Raw genomic sequence first — 17,854 nt, 5'->3', positions numbered from 1 at the left:
GTATTCTGTTTAGACTGTAGACCAGGTTAGGCTCCGGCGCATGCCGCGAGTGAGTGACGCGTATCGCCAGGCGCGTCGGGACGAGATCGTCGCCGCGACCCTGCGGGTGCTGCGTCGTCGTGCGCTGAACGACCTGACGATGGCCGACATCATCGAGGAGGCCGGGCTGTCGGCCGGCTCGGTGTACTCCCACTTCGCCCGCAAGGACGAGCTGATCGAGCTGGTCGCGACCGAGGTGATCGGCGCGCGTCTCGACCTGTTGACGGCGTCCGACGACGGTCCGGTGCGCTCGCCGTCCGAGGTCGTGCGCTGGTGGCTGGCCGGCCTCGAGGCCGACGAGGTGCCCTTCGCGACCCTGGTGCAGCTCTGGGGGGAGGCGGCCTCCGACCCGGCGATCGGGGCGATCGTCCGCCGCCGGATGACGGACATCGAGGCGGCGTTCGCCAGTGCCGCCGGGCGCTGGCTGGACGCGCAGGGCCGCGACCCCGGCGCCGCCGCGTCCACGGCGCTGGCCATGCTCACCTTCTGCCAGGGCTACATCGTCCGCAGCGCCGTGCTGGGGCGGCAGGACCTGGACGCCTCGTTGGGCGGCATTGAGCTGGTCCCGGTCGCGCGATAGCGCCCACCGCCCGACCCGGGGCGACCCGGGCTAGGTGCTGAGGCGACTGCCGGCCACCAGGTCCCGGAACCAGCGGTGGGTGGGGTCGTCGCGGCGGCTGGGGTGCCACCAGAAGGCGGTCCGGATGTGCTCCAGCTCCATCGGCCCCGGCACCTCCCGCACGCCGAACAGGTCCCCCATCTCGGCCACCAGCCGTCGCCCCATCACGGCCACCCGGTCGGTGCCGCGCAGGAAGAACGGCATGCTCATCGAGCCGGTCACCGTGACGTCGATACGAGGCCGTACGCCGGCGGCGAGCACCTGCTGCATCCCGCGCGCGTACTCGCCGTCGCCCACCTGCGCGACCAGCCACGGTCGCGAGCCGAGGTCGTCCATCGTCAGGGCGGCCGCGGGATCGTCCTGCGCGACGGCGAAGACCCACTGGTCGTCCAGGACGTCGATGCTCTCCAGGTGGCGGATCCACCCGTGCGGGAGGAAGACCCCGTCCATCTCGCTGGTCAGGGAGCTCTCGATCTCGGTGCTGCGCATCCGGCTCGGCTCGGTGACGCGCAGGGTGCTGTTGGGTGCGCCCTCGACCATCCGACGGCGGATGGCCGGGAGGGCGATCGCCGCCACGACCTCACCGCAGATCACCGAGATCTGGAACTCGGAGTCGGGATCGAAGGCGGTGTGCCCGCCCGCGACGCGGTCCACAGCCTCGAGGGCCTCGGTGAGGACCGGCCGGAGCTGCTGGGCCAGGAACGTGAGCTCGTAGCGGTTGTCGCGCCGCACGAGCAGCTCGTCGTCGAAGTGTCGGCGCAGTCGGGCGAGCGCGGCGCTCATCACCGGCTGGCTGACGTTGATGGCGGCGGCGGCGCGCGAGACGTTGCGTTCCCGCAGCAGGCTGTCGAGGGAGCGCAGCAGGTTGAGGTCCAGGCGTCGCAGACGGTGGCTCTCGGACACGGCACCTCCTGGAGTAGTCGCGGACGACGTCGGAACGTATCAACGGCCGCGAGTGCCGGGGAGGCCGCCGATCCGTCCGCGACGTCCTCGGTCGCCGAGCCCTCGTGTCACCTGAGGTTATGTGATCGACCGATAGTGCGGATCGGCACTTCGATGACCCAAGTCACCGAGAGGTGTTGCGCCCGTCACACGTGAAAAAGCAGAGTGGTGACGTTGTCAGCCTGAAACGTTTCACGCAGTGCGCGCGACGCGGGGGGCACGGATCACCGAGTGAAGGATGCGAAGAGATGGTCAGAACGATCAGTCCGCGGAAGAGCGTGTCGAGGGGGGTGCTGGCCTTCGCGTTGTCCTCGGCGATGACCGTGACCGCGCTCGCGCCGCTGTCGGCGATGGCGCAGGAGTCGCGGGCCGCGGGGCCGGTCGCGACGGCGACCGCGAAGGCCGGGCCCGTGGCCACGACGGCGCTCGCGAAGGCGGCGCAGCAGCCGCAGAGCTCGGAGTTCGCCCAGCAGCTCGAGAGCAAGTACGTCGACCCGGACCGGGTCTACAGCACCGACGTCCGCTGGTGGCTGGGTGAGGCCGCCAACACCGACGAGTCGCTGCTCGAGGAGGTCCAGGCGCTGTACGACGCCGGCTATCGCGGGGTCGAGCTGTGCATGCAGAGCGACGCCGGCGCCCCGGACGCGGACTACGCCTACGGCTCGCCGATGTGGACGCACAAGTGGAACCTGATGATGAACAAGCTGCTCGACCTGGGGATGGCGGTCTACCTGACCTCCGGCACCAACTGGGCCACGTCCAACGTGCCCGGACTGGACCCCACCAGCCAGCAGGCCATGCAGAACCTCACCCTGGGCACCGGCACGGTCGAGGCCGGCCAGACCCTGACCACCCTGCCTGCACCGACCGTCGCCAACCGGAAGGCCGGCGCGAGGTTCGTGACCGCCTACGCCTACAAGGTCACCGAGGGCGACACCGTCGACCCGTCGAGCTACGTCAACCTCAAGCCCTCCATCACCCAGGGCGCCGACGCCTGGACCCAGAACCTGAGCTGGACCGCGCCCAACGACGGCACCTACCGCGTCTTCGGCATGTGGACCCAGGGCACGTTCCACTCCTCGAGCCCGTCCGCGCAGCCGGCCTACGCCACCAACTACTTCGACAAGCGCGGCGTGGAGGCCCTGAAGGCCTACTGGGAGGAGCACTACCTGGCCGACCCGGCGCTGCGCGAGAAGATCGCGAAGGGTGACGTCCAGCTGTTCATGGACTCCCTCGAGATCAACACCGGCACCGGCTTCACCTGGTGGTCCGAGGACATGGTGGCGGAGTTCCAGAAGCGCAAGGGCTACGACATCACGCCGTACCTCTTCCTCATCAGCGGGGTTGCCGCGACGCCCTTCACGCCGTACCACGAGGTCCGCAACACCGGCACCTACAAGCTGAACGGCCAGGAGCAGCGCCGCCAGGGCATCATCAACGACTACCAGGACGTGCTGACCCAGCTCTACCGCGAGCGCCTGCTCCAGCCGCTCAAGACCTGGCTGAACGGCGTGGGCATCGAGACCCGGGCGCAGATCTCGTACGGCCGGCCGCTGGAGATGTCGGAGCCGGCGATGGACGTGGACTACCCGGAGGCCGAGAACTTCAACCAGTACAACAACGTCGACATCTTCCGGCTCTGGACCGGTGGCGCGAAGCTGGAGAACAAGGTCCTCTCCTCGGAGACCGGCGCCCAGCTGCCGGCCTACAACGGCACCCGGCAGATGGACGTCCACGACGCCTACTCCGCCTACGCCGCCGGCTTCCAGCGGATGGTCTGGCACGTGTGGGGCTCGGGCTACAGCTACGGCAGCTACCAGTGGCCGGGCCACAACTCGACCGGCTTCCGCCAGCTCGGCACCCGCAACCCCGGCTACTCCGACTACGACGAGTTCAACGCCCACCTCGGCCGCGTGCAGCAGCTGGTGCAGACCGGCAAGAGCCGGACCGACGTGGGCTTCATCAACCAGAAGTGGGTCCACGGCGTCGCGTTCAACGCCGGCGTCGGGTCCGACAACGGCAACATGAACTGGCAGTACGCCCACCAGGGCGTCTACTACCGGTCCACGGAGCTGCAGGACAACGGCTACACCTACGACTACTTCAGCCCGAAGTTCCTCTTCGACGACGACGTCCACTTCGACGAGAGGACGAAGACGATCGAGAAGGCCGGCTACAAGGCCATCGTCCTCTACCAGAGCTGGCTCGACATCGAGGCCGCCAAGCGCGTCCTGAGCTGGGCCAAGAAGGGTCTGAAGGTCGTCATCCTCGAGGACGCCGCGTCGCGCACTCCGTTCAACGACGGCAAGGACGGGGCCCTGAAGAAGGTCACCGACGAGCTGAAGTCGCTCCCCACCGTGCGTCAGGCGACCGTCTACGACGACATCGACTACTTCAGCTCCGCCGCCGGCGGCTACGACGACAACGTCCTGGAGAAGCTGCAGGAGCTCGGGGTCGAGCCCTACAGCGGCTACTCCGAGCCGAACCTGCAGCTGCTCACGCAGACCCGGGAGGACGCCGAGGGCAACCAGTACCTCTACGTCTACAACTACGACCCGGCCGACTACCTCGACAAGAGCCACAAGCCGAGCGTCCGGGCCGCGACCCACGGGCAGAACATCAAGACCGACATCGTGCAGAACGGCCTGTTCGTCCCCTACACGATCGACGCCTGGACGGGTGAGACCACCGAGCGGGCCGACTACCGCTGGGAGAACGGCAAGACCATCGTCCCGATCGACCTCGACTACGACAACATCGCCCTGCTGGCCTTCGAGAAGGTCGACGGGGAGCGGCTGCACGTCCTCTCGAGCAACGCCGACTCCGCCTACGCGGTCCATCACGGCGTCGTGGTCCGCACCACCGACAGCGGCACGGTGAACGCCGAGCTCAGCAACGGCGAGAGGATCGCGCAGGACGTCAGCGTCCCGGCGGCGTACGACATCGAGGACTGGGACCTGACGGTCGAGTCCTGGCGGCCGGGTGCCACCGCGGGTGACCTGACTCGCACGGAGACGATCGACGGCCTGACCACCACCAACCGCAAGACCTCGACGGTCAAGACCGACATCGACGTCGAGCTGGACACGCTGACGACCTGGGACCAGATCCCGGCGGTCGGCAAGGGGGTGTCCGGCAAGGGGCACTACGAGGCCAGCTTCGACTGGGACGCCGACTCCGCGAGCGGTGCCTACCTCGACTTCGGCGACAAGCTGGAGGAGTCGATGGTGGTGTGGATCAACGGCAAGAAGGTCGGTGGCGAGGTCAGCACCAACCCGACGAAGGTCAGGAAGGACGTCGGCGGGGTCGGCAAGCCGACCATCGACGACGGTCGCGGCAACCAGGTCCCGCTCGTCGGCTCCGACCTCCACACCGGCGGCATCAGCTGGACCAAGCCGATCGCCGACGTGAGCGACTACCTCGTCGACGGCAAGAACGACATCGTCATCGAGTACTCCTCGGCGCTGGCCAACGTCCAGCTGGACCGCGGCATCGTCCCGGTGCAGACCCCGAAGGTCGGACGCAACGGCGTCCTGTGGTGGCACAACGACCAGAAGTACCTCTCCAACGGTCCGCAGCAGGCGAAGATCGTGCCGTTCGTGGACGTGGAGTACGTCGAGGCGACGGCGAGCTCGGTGAGCGCCACGCCGGTGGCGGGGACCTATGGCAAGGCCACCACGGTGACCGCCACGGTGACCGGGACTGCTCCCTCCGGCACCGTGACCGTCTCGCAGGGCGCTCGGGTCCTCGGGACGGGGACGCTCGGCAACGGCACGGCCCGGATCACGCTGGCCGGGACCGCGCTGGGTGCGGGGACGCACGCGTTGACGGTGGCCTACAGCGGTGACGGGGCGAACGCCGCGTCCTCGGTGACGACCACGGCGAGGATCGCCAAGGCCAGGTCGAGCGTGAAGGCGTCGCTCGCGCCGAAGAGGCCGAAGGCCGGCACGCGCCCCACGGTCAAGGTGGTCGTCACCGTCGCCGGGGTGAGGCCCGGCGGGAAGGTGCTGATCCGCCGTGCGGGCAGGACCGTGGCGACCGGCACCCTCAACGCGGCGGGCAAGGTCAACCTCCGCCTGCCGAAGCAGAAGGCCGGAAGCCGGAAGTACCAGGTGCGCTATAAGGGCAACGCCAACATCTCCGGCGGCAGCAAGCTGCTGACCTTCAGGGTGACGCGTCGCTGAGGCACCACCACTGAGGGAGGCGGGTCCGCGGAACCGCCGATCGACGAGGTGAGCAACACGTGAGGAGGGTTCGACCGTCCCGGTCGAACCCTCCTTCGCGTCCCGGTCTGACCTGCGAGGGAGAGGAACGTGAACCCAGACCGAACCATCGGCGCGCGACCCCATCCCGAGTCGGGTCCGACTCCCTACCAGCGACTGTCGCGGCGGCACGACGCGGCGACCGTCCGGACCTGGGCCCGGTCCCGCGGGATGGAGCTGGCGCCCACGGGAGGCCTGCCGCGCTACGTGTACGCGCTCTACGAGGCCGAGATCGCGCGGGACGAGGCCACCGCGGTCGCCGGAGCGACGTGACGGAGACCAGGGCGCCCGTCTCGGAGCCGTGGGGTGATCGGCCTCCAGGCCGGGCGGGAGGAGTGGCGGGAGACACTGTGACGTCCGGCACGCGAGCATCGAGAACCGGGGGGACGGGGTCCGTGGAACGGCGGCAGCACGCGAGCACCTGGTCGCGCCGCGCGTTGCTGGGGGCGACGCTCCTGGGCGGCGTGACGCCGCTGGCCTGCGGGTCCGACAGCGGCCGCGCACGGACGCCACCGCGGACCGATCCTCGGTCCTCGACCGTGGTCGAGCACCGCTTCGGTCGGACCGCCGTCCCGTCGCGTCCGGAGCGGATCGTCGCCCTCGGGGCCGGCGACCTCGAGACGGCGATCGCGTTGCGGGCGCCGGTCGTGGCAGGCGCGGACATGTTCGGCCACCCCCGACTGCGGCCCTGGGCCCGCAACGCGCTCGCGGGTCTCCCCGAACCCGAGGTCCTCGACGGCCGCCGGCTCGCCCTGGAGGAGATCGCCCGGCTCCGGCCGGACCTCATCCTCTACGTGAACTCCGAGACCAGCGAGACCGAGTACCGCCTGCTCTCGAAGCTCGCCCCCACGGTCGCGGCGCCGCCCGGGACCGTCCACCCCCGCGCCGTGAGCTGGCGCGACCAGCTCCGGATCATCGGGGCGGCCACCGGACGGGCCACCGTGGCGCAGGCCGTACGGCGTCGGGTCGAGGGCGATCTCCTCGCGCAACGGCGGCGCCATCCGGAGTTCTCGCAACGCACCATCAACGCGGGATTCTTCTCCGGCGGGCAGGTGACGGCCTGGCTCCCGGGCGACCGGCGGATGGGCCTGCTCCTCGAGCTCGGCTTCCGCCCGGCGGGCTCGCTGCCGACGGCCGGGCGCAACGGCGAGTCCGTCGTCGTACCCGACGAGCTCCTCACCCGACTCGACGCGGACGTCCTCCTCCTCGCGGCCGTGGGAGTGGACGGTCGGGTGGCGCCCGACCTGCTCGACCTCCCTCTCTACCGGTCCATCCCCGCGGTGGCCGAGGGGCGCGTCGCCTACCTGCCCGACGCGAGGGCCGTCACGGCCGACACCCCCGCCGGCGACTTCGGGAGCGCGTTCGCCATCGGTGGCGCGCTGGGGATCTCGACCGTGCTCGATCCGCTCTGCGAGGTCCTCGCCGAGGCGGCGGCTCGGTAGCCGCGCCCTCATAAGGACCTCGACGAGCGAGGGCCACCGCCAGGACTGGATTCATCCCATCATCCCATGATTACCTCTGCTGGTGACTATTACGCAGACCCGCCCGTTGGTCGCCGCTTCGTCGGTCCGCGGGGCGGTCCTCGTCGCCCTGGTCCTGACGGCCCTCAACCTGAGGACGGCGGTGACCGGCTTCGCCGTCCTCACCGACGCGGCGGGCAGGACGCTCGACTTCGGGCCGGTCGTGGCCGGGGCGATCGGGTCGATCGTGACCGGGTGCTTCGCGGCTGCCGCCTTCGCGGCGCCGGGCGTCGTACGACGGCTGGGGCTGGAGCGGACCGCGGCGGTCGCGCTGCTCGCGACGACCGCCGGGATCGTGCTGCGGGCGGTCGCCTGGTCCCCGGCCGCCCTGCTCGTCGCCAGCGCCGTCGCGTTCCTCGGGGTCGGCGCCTCGAACGTCATCCTGATCCCGATCGTCCGGGAGCACTTCCCCGACCGGGTCCGCTCGATCAGCCTGCTCTACCTGGTGCTGCTGCAGGTCGGGCAGCTGGTCGCGCCGCTGATGTCCCTGCCCCTGGCGCACGCGCTCGGCTGGCGTACGGCGGCCGGCGCCTGGGCGGTGCTGACCGGGGCCGGCGCCGCGCTGTGGGTCGTCGTCGCCGTCCGCACGCGCGCCGTCGAGCGGACCGCCGCCGAGCCCGTCGCGGCGGAGCCGGGCTGGTGGCGGACGCCGGTCGTCCTGGGGCTGATCGGCCTGATGTCGATGACCACGCTGCACACCTACACGCTGGTCACCTGGTTCCCGACGATGCTGCGCGACGCGGGCACGAGCGCGACGACCGGCGCGCTGATGCTGTCGTGGTTCGCGGGCCTCGGCCTGGTCGGGGCCTTCGCCGTACCGGCGCTGGCCGCCCGGCTGCGCAGCACCTTCCCGATCGCGCTGGCCTGCACGGTGCTGATGGCGGTCGGCTACCTGGGCATGCTCGCCGCGCCCGCGGCCGGCGCGGTGGTCTGGGCCCTCGCCTTCGGGCTCGGGGTCAGCACCTTCCCTCTCTGCCTGGTCCTGATCGCCTCGACGGCCCAGGACGCGCGGCGCGCCGGCCGGCTCTCCGGGCTCGTCCAGGGCGTCGGGTACGGCGTGGGCTGCCTCGGGCCGCTGACCCTCGGCGCGCTGAACCAGCTCACCGGCGGCTGGGACGCGGCGTACCTCCTCCTGCTCGCCACCCTCGTGATCACGGCGGTGTCCGGGTGGTTCGCCAGCCGGGGATCGCTAGAGTCCGGCGGGTGACCTCGCCCGACCCGGCCGCCGGCGGCCACCTCGAACGGTCGGCGCTCGGCTCGCGGGTCACCGACCTCTTCCGGGCGCAGATCACCGACGGCGCCTGGCCGGTCGGCAGCAAGATCCCCGTCGAGGCCGAGCTCGTCGCCTGGTCGGGAGCGGGCCGCAACACGGTGCGCGAGGCGATCGGCTCGTTGGTCCAGGCCGGCCTGCTGCGGCGCGAGCAGGGGCGGGGCACCTTCGTGGTCTCGACCTCGGACGTCAGCGCCTCGATGAGCCGGCGCGCCGCCAGCATCCCCCGGCGGGAGGGCCTGGAGCTCCGGCTCGTCCTCGACGCCGCCGCGGCGCGGATCGCCGCCGGGCGGCGCGACGAGGCCGACGTGACCACGCTGCTCGAGCTCGTCCGGGCGCGGCAGGAGGCCTGGGTCTCGGGGGACGAGGCGGCCCGGGTGCAGGCCGACTCGGCCCTCCACCTGGCCGTCGTCCGAGCCACCCACAACACCCTGCTCGTCGAGGTGTACGCCGGCCTGCTGTCGGTCTTCGAGGAGGTGCTGGTCGACGACGTCGCGTCCGAGACCGACCACCTGGCCCAGCTGCACCAGGACCTGGTGGACGCGATCGTCGCCCAGGACGGGACCGGCGCCGCCGACACCATGTCGGCCCTGCTGCAGCCGATGATCGACGAGCTGGGCTGAGCCTCGCTCAGCTCGCGCCGAGCAGCTGGGTGATCTGCGCGTAGAACGGCGCGGGGTCGCCGGCGAGCGACGCCTTCACCATCGCGCTCCAGTCGTCCACGACGACCTCGATCGCGCCGGCGGCCAGGCCGTCGAGCGCGCGGCGCGGCACGTCGCGCGAGTCGATCTTCGGGCCGTCGTACCCGGCCATCATGTCGGTGTCGGCGGCGCCGAGGTGGACGCCCTGGACGAGGGTGCCCTGCCCCGCGAGCTCGAGGCGTACGCCGTTCGTCAGGTTCCACGCGGCGGCCTTGGCGGCGGCGTAGGCGCCGGAGCCGGGAGCGGCGAACCACGAGAGCGCGGACAGGACGTTCACGATCGCGCCGCCCCCGTTCGCGGCCAGCACCGGGCTGAACGTGCGGACCATGTCGAGGGTCCCCCAGAAGTGGGTGTCCATCTCGCGGCGGATGTCGGCCAGGTCTCCCGTGACCAGGCCGGCGCCGGTCGAGATGCCGGCGTTGTTGACGAGCAGCGTGACGTCGTTCGCCTCGGCCGCGGCGGCGACCACCGAGTCGTGGTCGAGCAGGTCGAGCCGCAGCGGGACGACGCGGGCGTCGTCGAAGTCGAGGGTCTCGGGGCGGCGGGCGGTGGCGTAGACCCTGCTCGCGCCGCGCTCGAGGAGCTCGAGCACGAACTGGCGGCCGATGCCGCGGTTGGCTCCGGTGACGAGGGCGATCTGGTCGGTGACGTTCATGGGTCCTGGCTTCCTGGCGTGGGTTCTCTCGGGACGACGGGCCGGTTCCGGCCCGTCGTGGCGACGCTAGGACCTGACGTCAGTGTGAGGGGCAAGTCGTCGTCCACGGCGTACTGCGGTCGCAGTACGCCAGCTTCCCGTCCTGGGTTGACGCGGCGCGGGCCGGCTCCGGGTGTACTGGTGGCATGCGTCACAACGGCCCCTCCGAACCCAGGCACTAGCCGGTGGTGGCCCAGCAGATGGCCCTCGTCCGGGAGCCCTGGACGACCCGGCTCCGGCCGCGGAGCAACCAGGTCGCACGCTCCTCGGCAGCGCCGGACGTGCTCGCGCGCGCGCTCGCCGTCCTCGGGCCGGGGCCGGTGGCCTGGGCGGCCGAGTCGGGCGCCGGGCTGCACGCGGAGCTGCGGCGGAGCGGGGGCGGCCGGACCGGGTCGCGGGGGATCGAGACCGAGCTGCTCTCCCTCCTGCTGCAGCTGCACGAGGGGCGGGGCGTCGCGGAGCTGCGGGTCGCGGAGGCGGCGCTGGACGACGCCCGGCTGCTGGCCCGGGAGGGCGTGTCGTCGACCGTCCTCGTCGAGGCGGTCTGGCGGCTGCACCGCCTCGTGCAGGAGGCCGTGGTCGCGACGGCCCGCGGCGACGACCTGGCCGAGGCCCCGGACCGGAGTGCGTGGGACGACCTGCTGCGCCTGGCGCGCTACTCCGAGCGGGCGACCCGCGTCCTGCTGGCGGCGTACGACGACGCGGGCACCTGGTCCGACGAGCGGGCGGCGCGGCGCCGGGAGGCGGTCGGGCGGCTGGTGGACGGGGAGTCGATCGGCGAGGACGAGGAGCTGGTCGGCGTCCGGCTCGGCGGGCACCACCTGGTCGCGACGGTCGCCGGGTCGACCGGCACCGACGATCCGCGCGTCGTCCGGTTCGCCCGGGAGGTGTCCGCGCTGCTGCCCGGCTGCACCCTCGTGACGGCCGCCCGGACCCCCGAGACGCTGCTGTGGTGGTCGCGGGCCCAGCCGGTCACGGGCCCCGAGCTGGACCGGTTGCGCGCGGTCGTCGTACCCGACGGACTGACGGTGGCCCTCGGCGACCCGCATCCCGGAGCCCCCGGTGTCGCGCAGGGGTACGCCGAGGCGCGGCGGGCCGCCAGCGTCGCCGCCGTCGCCCAGCGGCCGGGGCCGGCGCTGCACGCGGACGTGCTGCTGGTGTCCGCCCTACTGGCCGATCCAGCCGCCACCCGGGACCTGGTATCCCGCGAGCTCACGGGCGTCCTGGGCCGGGACGCCCGGTCGGTCGAGCTCCGCCAGACCCTGCTGCTGTTCCTCCGCTCGGGCGGGAGCCGCCAAGCGGTCGCCCAGGAGCTGGGGATGGCCCCGACGACGGTGGCCTACCGGGTCGAGCGGTTCGAGCGCCTGCGTGGACGGCGCCTGCAGGAGTCGCGCCTGGAGACCTGGGCCGCGCTGACCGTCGTCGACCTGGCGCCGGCGGTGCTCGACGAGCTCACCGGTAGTGCGGGATGACCAGCCCGGTCTCGTAGGCCAGCACCACGAGCTGCGACCGGTCGTGCCGCCCGACCTTGGCCATCGTGCGGTTGATGTGGGTCTTGACGGTGAGCACGGTGATGCCGAGCCGGTCGGCGATCTGTTGGTTCGTCCGACCCTCCGCCACGTGGCGCAGGACGTCGAGCTCGCGCTCGGTGAGCCGGGCCAGGTCGGGGTGCACCTCGCCGGAGACCGGGGCGCCCGCGTGCCGGTCGAGCAGGTGCCGGGTCGCGCGCGGGGACAGCAGCCCGTCGCCCTGGTGGACGGTCCGGATCGCCGCCACCAGCACGTCCGGCTCGGCGCTCTTGCCGACGAACCCGGACGCGCCGCTCTGCACCCCGCGGACCACGTAGTCGGGGTCGTCGTCGAAGGTCGTGAGGATCAGCACCCGTACGTCGCCCAGCTCCGGGTCGTGCGTGATCATCCGGGTCGCCTCGATGCCGTCGAGCAGCGGCATCCGGACGTCCATCACCACGACGTCGGGTCGTAGGTCCCGCGTCATCCGCACCGCCTCGATGCCGTTCTCGGCGGACCCGACCAGTCGCAGGTCGGCCTCCTGGGCGACCAGGTCGCGCACGGCGTTCCTGATCAGCCCCTGGTCGTCGACGACGAGGATCTCGATCACGGTCCCTCCCCGCTCCCGGGCACCTCGGCCTCGAGGGTGAAGTGGTCGCCGTCGGTGGTCGCGGACAGCCTGCCGCCCGCCTCGACGACCCGCTCGCGCATCCCGCGCAGGCCGAACCCCTCGGTGATGGTCGGGCTCCGATCGAGGGACGCATTGGTCACCCGGACGCAGGACGACCGGCGGCCGAGGCGGACCCGGACGTCGACCGCCGCCTCGTGCCGGCCGTGCTTGTAGGCGTTGGTCAGCGCCTCGCGGACGACGGCGTAGAGGACAGGATCCACCGCCTGCGTGGGGTCGGGCGCCGCGTCGTCGTACGAGACGGAGAGGCCGGGCAGCAGGGTCCCGAACTCGTCAACGAGCACTCGGAGGTCGGCCAGGTCGTGCCGGGGTACGACGTCGTGCCACGACGCCTCGCGCAGGCTGGTGAGCAGGTCGGAAATGGACGAGATCACGGCCCGGCCGGCCTCGCGGACCGTGACGAGCGCGAGCTCCGCGTCGTCGGGACGCTCGCGCAGGGACCGCGAGGCCACCCCGGCGTTGAGGTTCATGACGGCGATCTGGTGCGCGACCGAGTCGTGCAGGTCGCGCGCAGTCCGGAGCCGGTCCTCGGCCAGGAGCTGGCGGGCGTCGGCGTCCCGGGAGCGCTCGGCGGCCACGGCCCGCTGGCGGAGCGCCTCGGTGGCCTCGCTGCGCGATCGTGCCGCCAGCCCGAGGGCGGCCGGGAAGGTGACGGAGAGCGCGGCCAGGACGACGAACATCGAGTTCCAGCGCCAGCCCATGTCCCAGGCCATCAGGACGACCTGGAGGACCAGGACCAGGCCGAACGCGCGACGGGCCTGGCGCGACGGTTCGTGGGCGACCACGACGTACACCGCGATCATCAGGGCCAGGTGGTAGCCGGCTCCCCCGATGTCCAGCCAGAACGGCAGTGCGTCGAGGACGGCGGTGGCGCCGAGCGCGACGAGAGGGAGCCGTCGAGCCACCAGCACGAAAGCCGCTGTCACGAAGACCAGGCACTGGATCCAGGTGGACGGAAGTGCCAGGCGCAGCGTGTCGTCGGCGCTGCGGCCGACCAAGGTCGTCGCCAGGACCGCCAGCGCGCGCGCCGTGTCGACGAGGTGAGGACGCCAGGTCGGTCGAGCGTCGGAGGTGGCGGCGGAGCTGACTGCCATGGGCGCGGAGAGCCTCCCAGGTCAGGTCCGGCACGTGAGGGAGGTCCGACCCTACTCGTCCGCGACCCGGGGCCAAGGCGTTCGCCGCCGACTCTGTCGTCGGCGACAGCGGAGCGCCCGGACTCTGTCGCGGGCGGCATTGCCGAGGTGGGGTGATGGCCGTCACGCTGGCCGCACCTCTGAAACGTTCAAATCATGTCTGCGCAGTCCAGGTCGGATTTGATCGCGCACGACGCCCTGAAGGCCCGAACGTTTCACCTCAGTAGAGAGCGAGCACGAAGCATGCGCAGCAGGACACGAGCGACGGGCGCGGCGGCGCTGACCCTGTCGTTGGGCCTCTCGGCCCTCACCCTCGGGAGCCCGGGAGGGGCCACCGCGGCCCCGCCCGCTCCGGCCACGGCGTTCGCGTCGTCGGCGGCCAGCGGGATCCGGACGGCCGCCAGCACCGAGAGCTCGGCGTTCGCCCAGCACCTCGAAAGCCAGTACGTCGACCCGGACCGGGTCTACAGCAGCGACGTCCGCTGGTGGCTCGGCGAGGCCGCGCACACCGACGAGACGCTCCTGGAGGAGATCCAGGCGCTGTACGACGCCGGCTTCCGCGGGGTCGAGCTGTGCATGCAGACCGACAACGCGCCGGACGCCGACTACGCCTACGGCTCCGCGATGTGGACCCACAAGTGGAACCTCGTCATGAACAAGATGCTCGACCTGGGCATGGCGGTCTACCTGACCTCGGGCACCAACTGGGCCACGTCCAACGTGCCGGGTCTCGACCCGGCCAGCCAGTCCGCCATGCAGGGCCTGATCCAGGGCACCGCCACCGTGGCCCCGGGGGCTTCCCTGACGGCCCTGCCGGCACCCGCGGTGAGCGGTCGACGTGACGGCGCGAAGTTCGTCAACGCCTACGCCTACCGCGTCACCGAGGGCAACACCGTCGATCCCGACAGCTACGTCAACCTCACGGCGACGCAGGGAGCGGACGTCTGGACGCAGGGGCTGAGCTGGACGGCGCCCGCCGACGGCACCTACCGCGTCTTCGCGACCTGGACGCAGGGCACCTACGAGACCTCCAGCCCGGCCGCGGTGCCGAGCTACACGACCAACTACTTCGACACCCGGGGCGTCGACGCGCTGAAGGCCTTCTGGGAGGAGCACTACCTGGCCGACCCGGCGCTGCGCGAGAAGATCGCGAAGGGCGACGTCCAGCTGTTCATGGACTCGCTCGAGATCGAGCACGGGTCCGGCTTCACCTTCTGGTCCGAGGACATGGCGACGGAGTTCCAGAAGCGCAAGGGCTACGACGTCCGGCCGTACCTCTTCCTCATCAACGGCGTGGTGTCCACCTTCGACCTGCCGTACAACTCGGTCGCCACCCAGGGCACCTACCGTCTCGCCGACGCGGAGCAGCGCCGCCAGGGCATCGTGAACGACTTCCTGGACGTGCAGACGCAGCTCTACCGCGAGCGGATGCTCCAGCCGCTGAAGAAGTGGCTGAACTCGGTGGGCATCGAGACCCGCGCACAGATCTCCTACGGCAAGGAGATCGAGATGTCCGAGCCGATCATGGACGTGGACTATCCCGAGGCCGAGAACCTCAACCAGTACAACCAGGTCGACGTCTTCCGGCAGTGGACCGGCGGCTCGAAGCTCGAGAACAAAGTCCTCTCGTCCGAGTCCAGTGCCGGCGTGCCGTCGTACAACGCGACGCGCCAGCTGCACCTGCGCGACGCCTACTCGACGTACGCCGCCGGCTTCCAGCGGATGATCTGGCACATCTGGGGCGCCGGCTACGGCTACGGGAACTTCCAGTGGCCGGGCTACACGGCGGGACGCTTCGGCGCCTCGACGTTCCACAACCTCGGCTCGCGCAACCCGGGCTCCCGCGACTACGACGAGTTCAACGCGCACCTGGGCCGCGTCCAGCAGCTGATGCAGACCGGGCGGAGCCGGACCGACGTCGGCTTCATCAGCCAGAAGTGGGTGCACGGCTCGCAGTTCCGCAACGGGGTCGGCAGCGACATCAGCCAGATGAACTGGCAGCTGGCACACCAGGGCATCTACTACCGGTCCACCGAGCTGCAGGACAACGGCTACACCTACGACTACTTCAGCCCGCGGTTCCTCTTCGACGACGACGTCTCGTTCGACGAGGAGACCAAGACGATCGAGAAGGCCGGCTACCAGGCGGTCGTGCTCTACCAGGACTGGCTCGACCTCGAGGGCGCCAAGCGGCTCCTCAGCTGGGGCAAGAAGGGTCTGAAGGTCGTCATCCTCGAGGACGCCGCCTCGCGGACGCCGTACAACGACGGCAAGGACGGCGCGCTGAAGAAGGTCGTCGACGAGCTGAAGACGCTCGACACCGTCCGGGTGGCGACGATCTACGACGACATCGACATCGAGAAGGCCGTCCCCGGCGGGTACGACGACAACGTCCTGGAGAAGCTGCAGGAGCTCGGGGTCGAGCCGTACACGGGCTACGAGGAGCCGAACCTGCAGCTGCTCAACCAGACCCGCGAGGACGCGGACGGCAACCGCTTCGTCTACCTCTACAACTACGGCGACGACGAGTACCACCAGTACAGCCACCGCCCGGAGATCCGGAACCTGAAGTTCGGGAAGAACATCAAGACCGACGTCGAGGTCGACGGGCAGTTCGTGCCCTACCGGATCGACGCCTGGACCGGTGAGGTCACCGAGCTGGCCGACTACCGCTGGGAGGACGGCCGGACCGTGGTCCCGGTCGACGTCGACCAGAACGACATCGACCTGCTGGCCTTCGAGAAGGTCGACACCGAGCAGCTGCACATCGTCTCGACCAACGCCGACTCGGCCCGTGCGGTCGGCGGCGGCGTCGCCGTACGAGCCACCGAGAGCGGCGACGTCACCACCCGGCTCAGCGACGGCAGGACCTACACCGACGCCGTCACCGTTCCCGCGGCCCGCGACATCACCGACTGGGACCTGACCGTCTCCTCGTGGCGTCCGAACGCCACGGCGGGTGACCTCACCCGCACCGAGACCATCGACGGGCTCACCACGACGAACCGCAAGACCTCCACGGTGAAGACCGACATCGACGTGGAGCTGAGCACCCTGAAGACGTGGGACCAGATCCCGCAGGTCGGCAAGGCGGTCTCCGGCACGGGTCACTACGAGGCCAGCTTCGACTGGGACGCCGACACCGCGTCGGGCGCCTACCTCGACTTCGGCCCGACGCTGGAGGAGTCGATGGAGGTGTGGATCAACGGCACCAAGGTCGGCGGTCACGTCTCGACCAACCCGACGAAGGTCAAGAAGGACGTCGGCGGGGTCGGCAAGCCCACCATCGACGACGGCACCGGCACCCAGGTCCCGCTCGTGGGCGCCGACGAGTACACCGGTGGCGTCAGCTGGATCAAGCCGGTCGCCGACGTGAGCGACTACCTCGTCGACGGCAAGAACGACATCGTCATCGAGTACTCCTCGGCGCTGGCCAACGTTCAGATCGATCGCGGGATCGTCCGGGAGGCGAAGAACAACCGCGGCTTCTGGAAGAACGACATCAAGTACCTGGCCCACGGTCCGCAGCAGGCCAGGTTGGTGCCGTTCGTGGAGAAGCAGTACGTCGCCCCAGCCGCGACGACCGTGTCCGCGCCCGCCGTACGCGGCACCTACGGCCGGGCCACGACCGTGGTCGCCACGGTGAGCGGCACGACGCCCACCGGCACCGTGACCCTCAGGGAGGGCGACCGGGTCCTCGGTACGGCGGCCGTCGCCGGCGGCCGGGCCCGGATCACCGTCCCGGGCACGGCGCTGGGCGCGGGCAGCCACGCCCTGACCGTCGCCTACAGCGGTGACGACGCCCACGCCGCGTCGTCGTCCTCCACGACCGTCGCGATCGCGAAGGCTCGCTCCTCGGTGAAGGCCAAGGTCGCGCCGAAGCGGCCGAAGGCCGGGACCCGTCCCCGGGTGACGGTCGCCGTGACCGTCCCGGGGGTCGCCGCCACCGGTCGGGTCGTGGTCCTGCGGGGTGGGAAGACCCTGGCCGCCGGCACGGTCAAGGCGGGCAAGGTCACCCTGCGGCTGCCCCGGCTGAGCAGGGGCACCCGCAAGCTGACCGTCCGGTACGCCGGCAACGGCAACGTCGCCGCCAGCAGCACGACCGTGACCGTCAAGGTCGTCAAGCGCCGCTGACCCGGCGAGCACGGAACACCCGGGAGGGCCCCACCGCCGTCGGTGGGGCCCTCCCTCTCGTCACCGAGGAGGTCAGGATGGAGCGAGCGTCAGCCCCGACGCCGTACGACGAGGCGCGGGCCGGCACCGACACCAGGCTGGTCCGGGCCTGGGCGCTGCAGCAGGGCATCCAGGTGGCCCCCAAGGGCGGGCTGCCCCGGTTCGTCTACGAGCTCTACCGGAGGGCGCACCCCGGGTCGTGATGGTGCGACCCCGCCTCGCCCGCACGGGTGGTTCGGGAGCCGCGGCGCGTGGATCGTCGGCCGTGCGGATACCGAGCCCTCCGACGGCACCACGACAGCGAC

13 protein-coding genes are annotated in these 17,854 nt (G+C 71.2%); 9 read left to right on the top strand and 4 right to left on the bottom strand.

Features of this window, described 5'->3' with window-relative positions:
- The first annotated feature begins 40 nt into the window (after positions 1-40).
- The gene (locus BLT76_RS22135) at positions 41-619 is read left to right on the top strand and encodes a TetR/AcrR family transcriptional regulator (RefSeq protein ID WP_090860478.1); all 579 of its coding nucleotides are present in this window, start codon (positions 41-43) and stop codon (positions 617-619) included.
- A gap of 30 nt (positions 620-649) precedes the next feature.
- Here BLT76_RS22135 and BLT76_RS22130 read toward each other — a convergent pair whose 3' ends face one another.
- Positions 650-1,561, bottom strand: coding sequence for a LysR family transcriptional regulator (locus tag BLT76_RS22130; protein WP_090860477.1), 912 nt, complete (start codon positions 1,559-1,561; stop codon positions 650-652).
- A 287-nt stretch (positions 1,562-1,848) separates the two neighbouring features.
- Between BLT76_RS22130 and BLT76_RS22125 the strand changes: the two genes are divergently transcribed.
- From BLT76_RS22125 to BLT76_RS22105, 5 genes are all read left to right on the top strand, one after another.
- Complete coding sequence (locus BLT76_RS22125) at positions 1,849-5,784, top strand: Ig-like domain-containing protein (protein ID WP_139175790.1); 3,936 nt, start codon at positions 1,849-1,851, stop codon at positions 5,782-5,784.
- 129 nt (positions 5,785-5,913) lie between these two features.
- Positions 5,914-6,135, top strand: coding sequence for an Lsr2 family DNA-binding protein (locus BLT76_RS22120; protein ID WP_090860475.1), 222 nt, complete (start codon positions 5,914-5,916; stop codon positions 6,133-6,135).
- 122 nt (positions 6,136-6,257) lie between these two features.
- Positions 6,258-7,304 (top strand): ABC transporter substrate-binding protein, encoded by a 1,047-nt coding sequence (locus BLT76_RS22115; protein ID WP_139175788.1) that lies wholly within the window; start codon positions 6,258-6,260, stop codon positions 7,302-7,304.
- A gap of 82 nt (positions 7,305-7,386) precedes the next feature.
- On the top strand, positions 7,387-8,589 hold the full coding sequence (locus tag BLT76_RS22110; protein WP_170867205.1) for an MFS transporter: 1,203 nt from the start codon (positions 7,387-7,389) through the stop codon (positions 8,587-8,589).
- Complete coding sequence (locus tag BLT76_RS22105; RefSeq protein ID WP_090860472.1) at positions 8,586-9,275, top strand: FadR/GntR family transcriptional regulator; 690 nt, start codon at positions 8,586-8,588, stop codon at positions 9,273-9,275. Before BLT76_RS22110 ends, BLT76_RS22105 begins: the two co-directional genes overlap by 4 nt.
- A gap of 7 nt (positions 9,276-9,282) precedes the next feature.
- Here the strand turns inward: BLT76_RS22105 and BLT76_RS22100 are convergent, their stop codons facing one another.
- Positions 9,283-10,008 (bottom strand): SDR family oxidoreductase, encoded by a 726-nt coding sequence (locus BLT76_RS22100; protein WP_090860471.1) that lies wholly within the window; start codon positions 10,006-10,008, stop codon positions 9,283-9,285.
- A 224-nt stretch (positions 10,009-10,232) separates the two neighbouring features.
- On the opposite strand from BLT76_RS22100, the gene BLT76_RS22095 reads away from it, so the two are divergent.
- Positions 10,233-11,519: a helix-turn-helix domain-containing protein gene (locus BLT76_RS22095; RefSeq protein ID WP_090860470.1), complete on the top strand. Its 1,287-nt coding sequence runs from the start codon at positions 10,233-10,235 to the stop codon at positions 11,517-11,519.
- Here the strand turns inward: BLT76_RS22095 and BLT76_RS22090 are convergent.
- Both BLT76_RS22090 and BLT76_RS22085 read right to left on the bottom strand, forming a co-directional pair.
- The gene (locus BLT76_RS22090; RefSeq protein ID WP_090860469.1) at positions 11,500-12,165 is read right to left on the bottom strand and encodes a response regulator; all 666 of its coding nucleotides are present in this window, start codon (positions 12,163-12,165) and stop codon (positions 11,500-11,502) included. The two genes, BLT76_RS22095 and BLT76_RS22090, sit on opposite strands and share 20 nt — an antisense overlap.
- A complete protein-coding gene (locus tag BLT76_RS22085) occupies positions 12,162-13,337 on the bottom strand; it encodes a sensor histidine kinase (RefSeq protein WP_090860468.1) in 1,176 nt (391 codons plus the stop codon). The genes BLT76_RS22090 and BLT76_RS22085 overlap by 4 nt, the downstream gene beginning before the upstream one ends.
- A gap of 282 nt (positions 13,338-13,619) precedes the next feature.
- Here BLT76_RS22085 and BLT76_RS22080 point away from each other — a divergent pair, with 282 nt between their 5' ends.
- On the top strand, positions 13,620-17,510 hold the full coding sequence (locus BLT76_RS22080) for an Ig-like domain-containing protein (protein ID WP_139175786.1): 3,891 nt from the start codon (positions 13,620-13,622) through the stop codon (positions 17,508-17,510).
- Between the two features lie 77 nt (positions 17,511-17,587).
- Positions 17,588-17,752, top strand: a complete 165-nt coding sequence (locus tag BLT76_RS25970) for an Lsr2 family DNA-binding protein (RefSeq protein ID WP_170867204.1) — start codon at positions 17,588-17,590, stop codon at positions 17,750-17,752.
- The last annotated feature ends 102 nt before the right edge of the window (positions 17,753-17,854 follow it).

This window comes from Nocardioides lianchengensis (genome assembly GCF_900101465.1).
GTDB lineage: Bacteria > Actinomycetota > Actinomycetes > Propionibacteriales > Nocardioidaceae > Nocardioides > Nocardioides lianchengensis.
The sequence above is the reverse complement of the archived record's forward strand: the minus strand, read 5'-3'. Positions and strand labels throughout refer to the sequence as shown.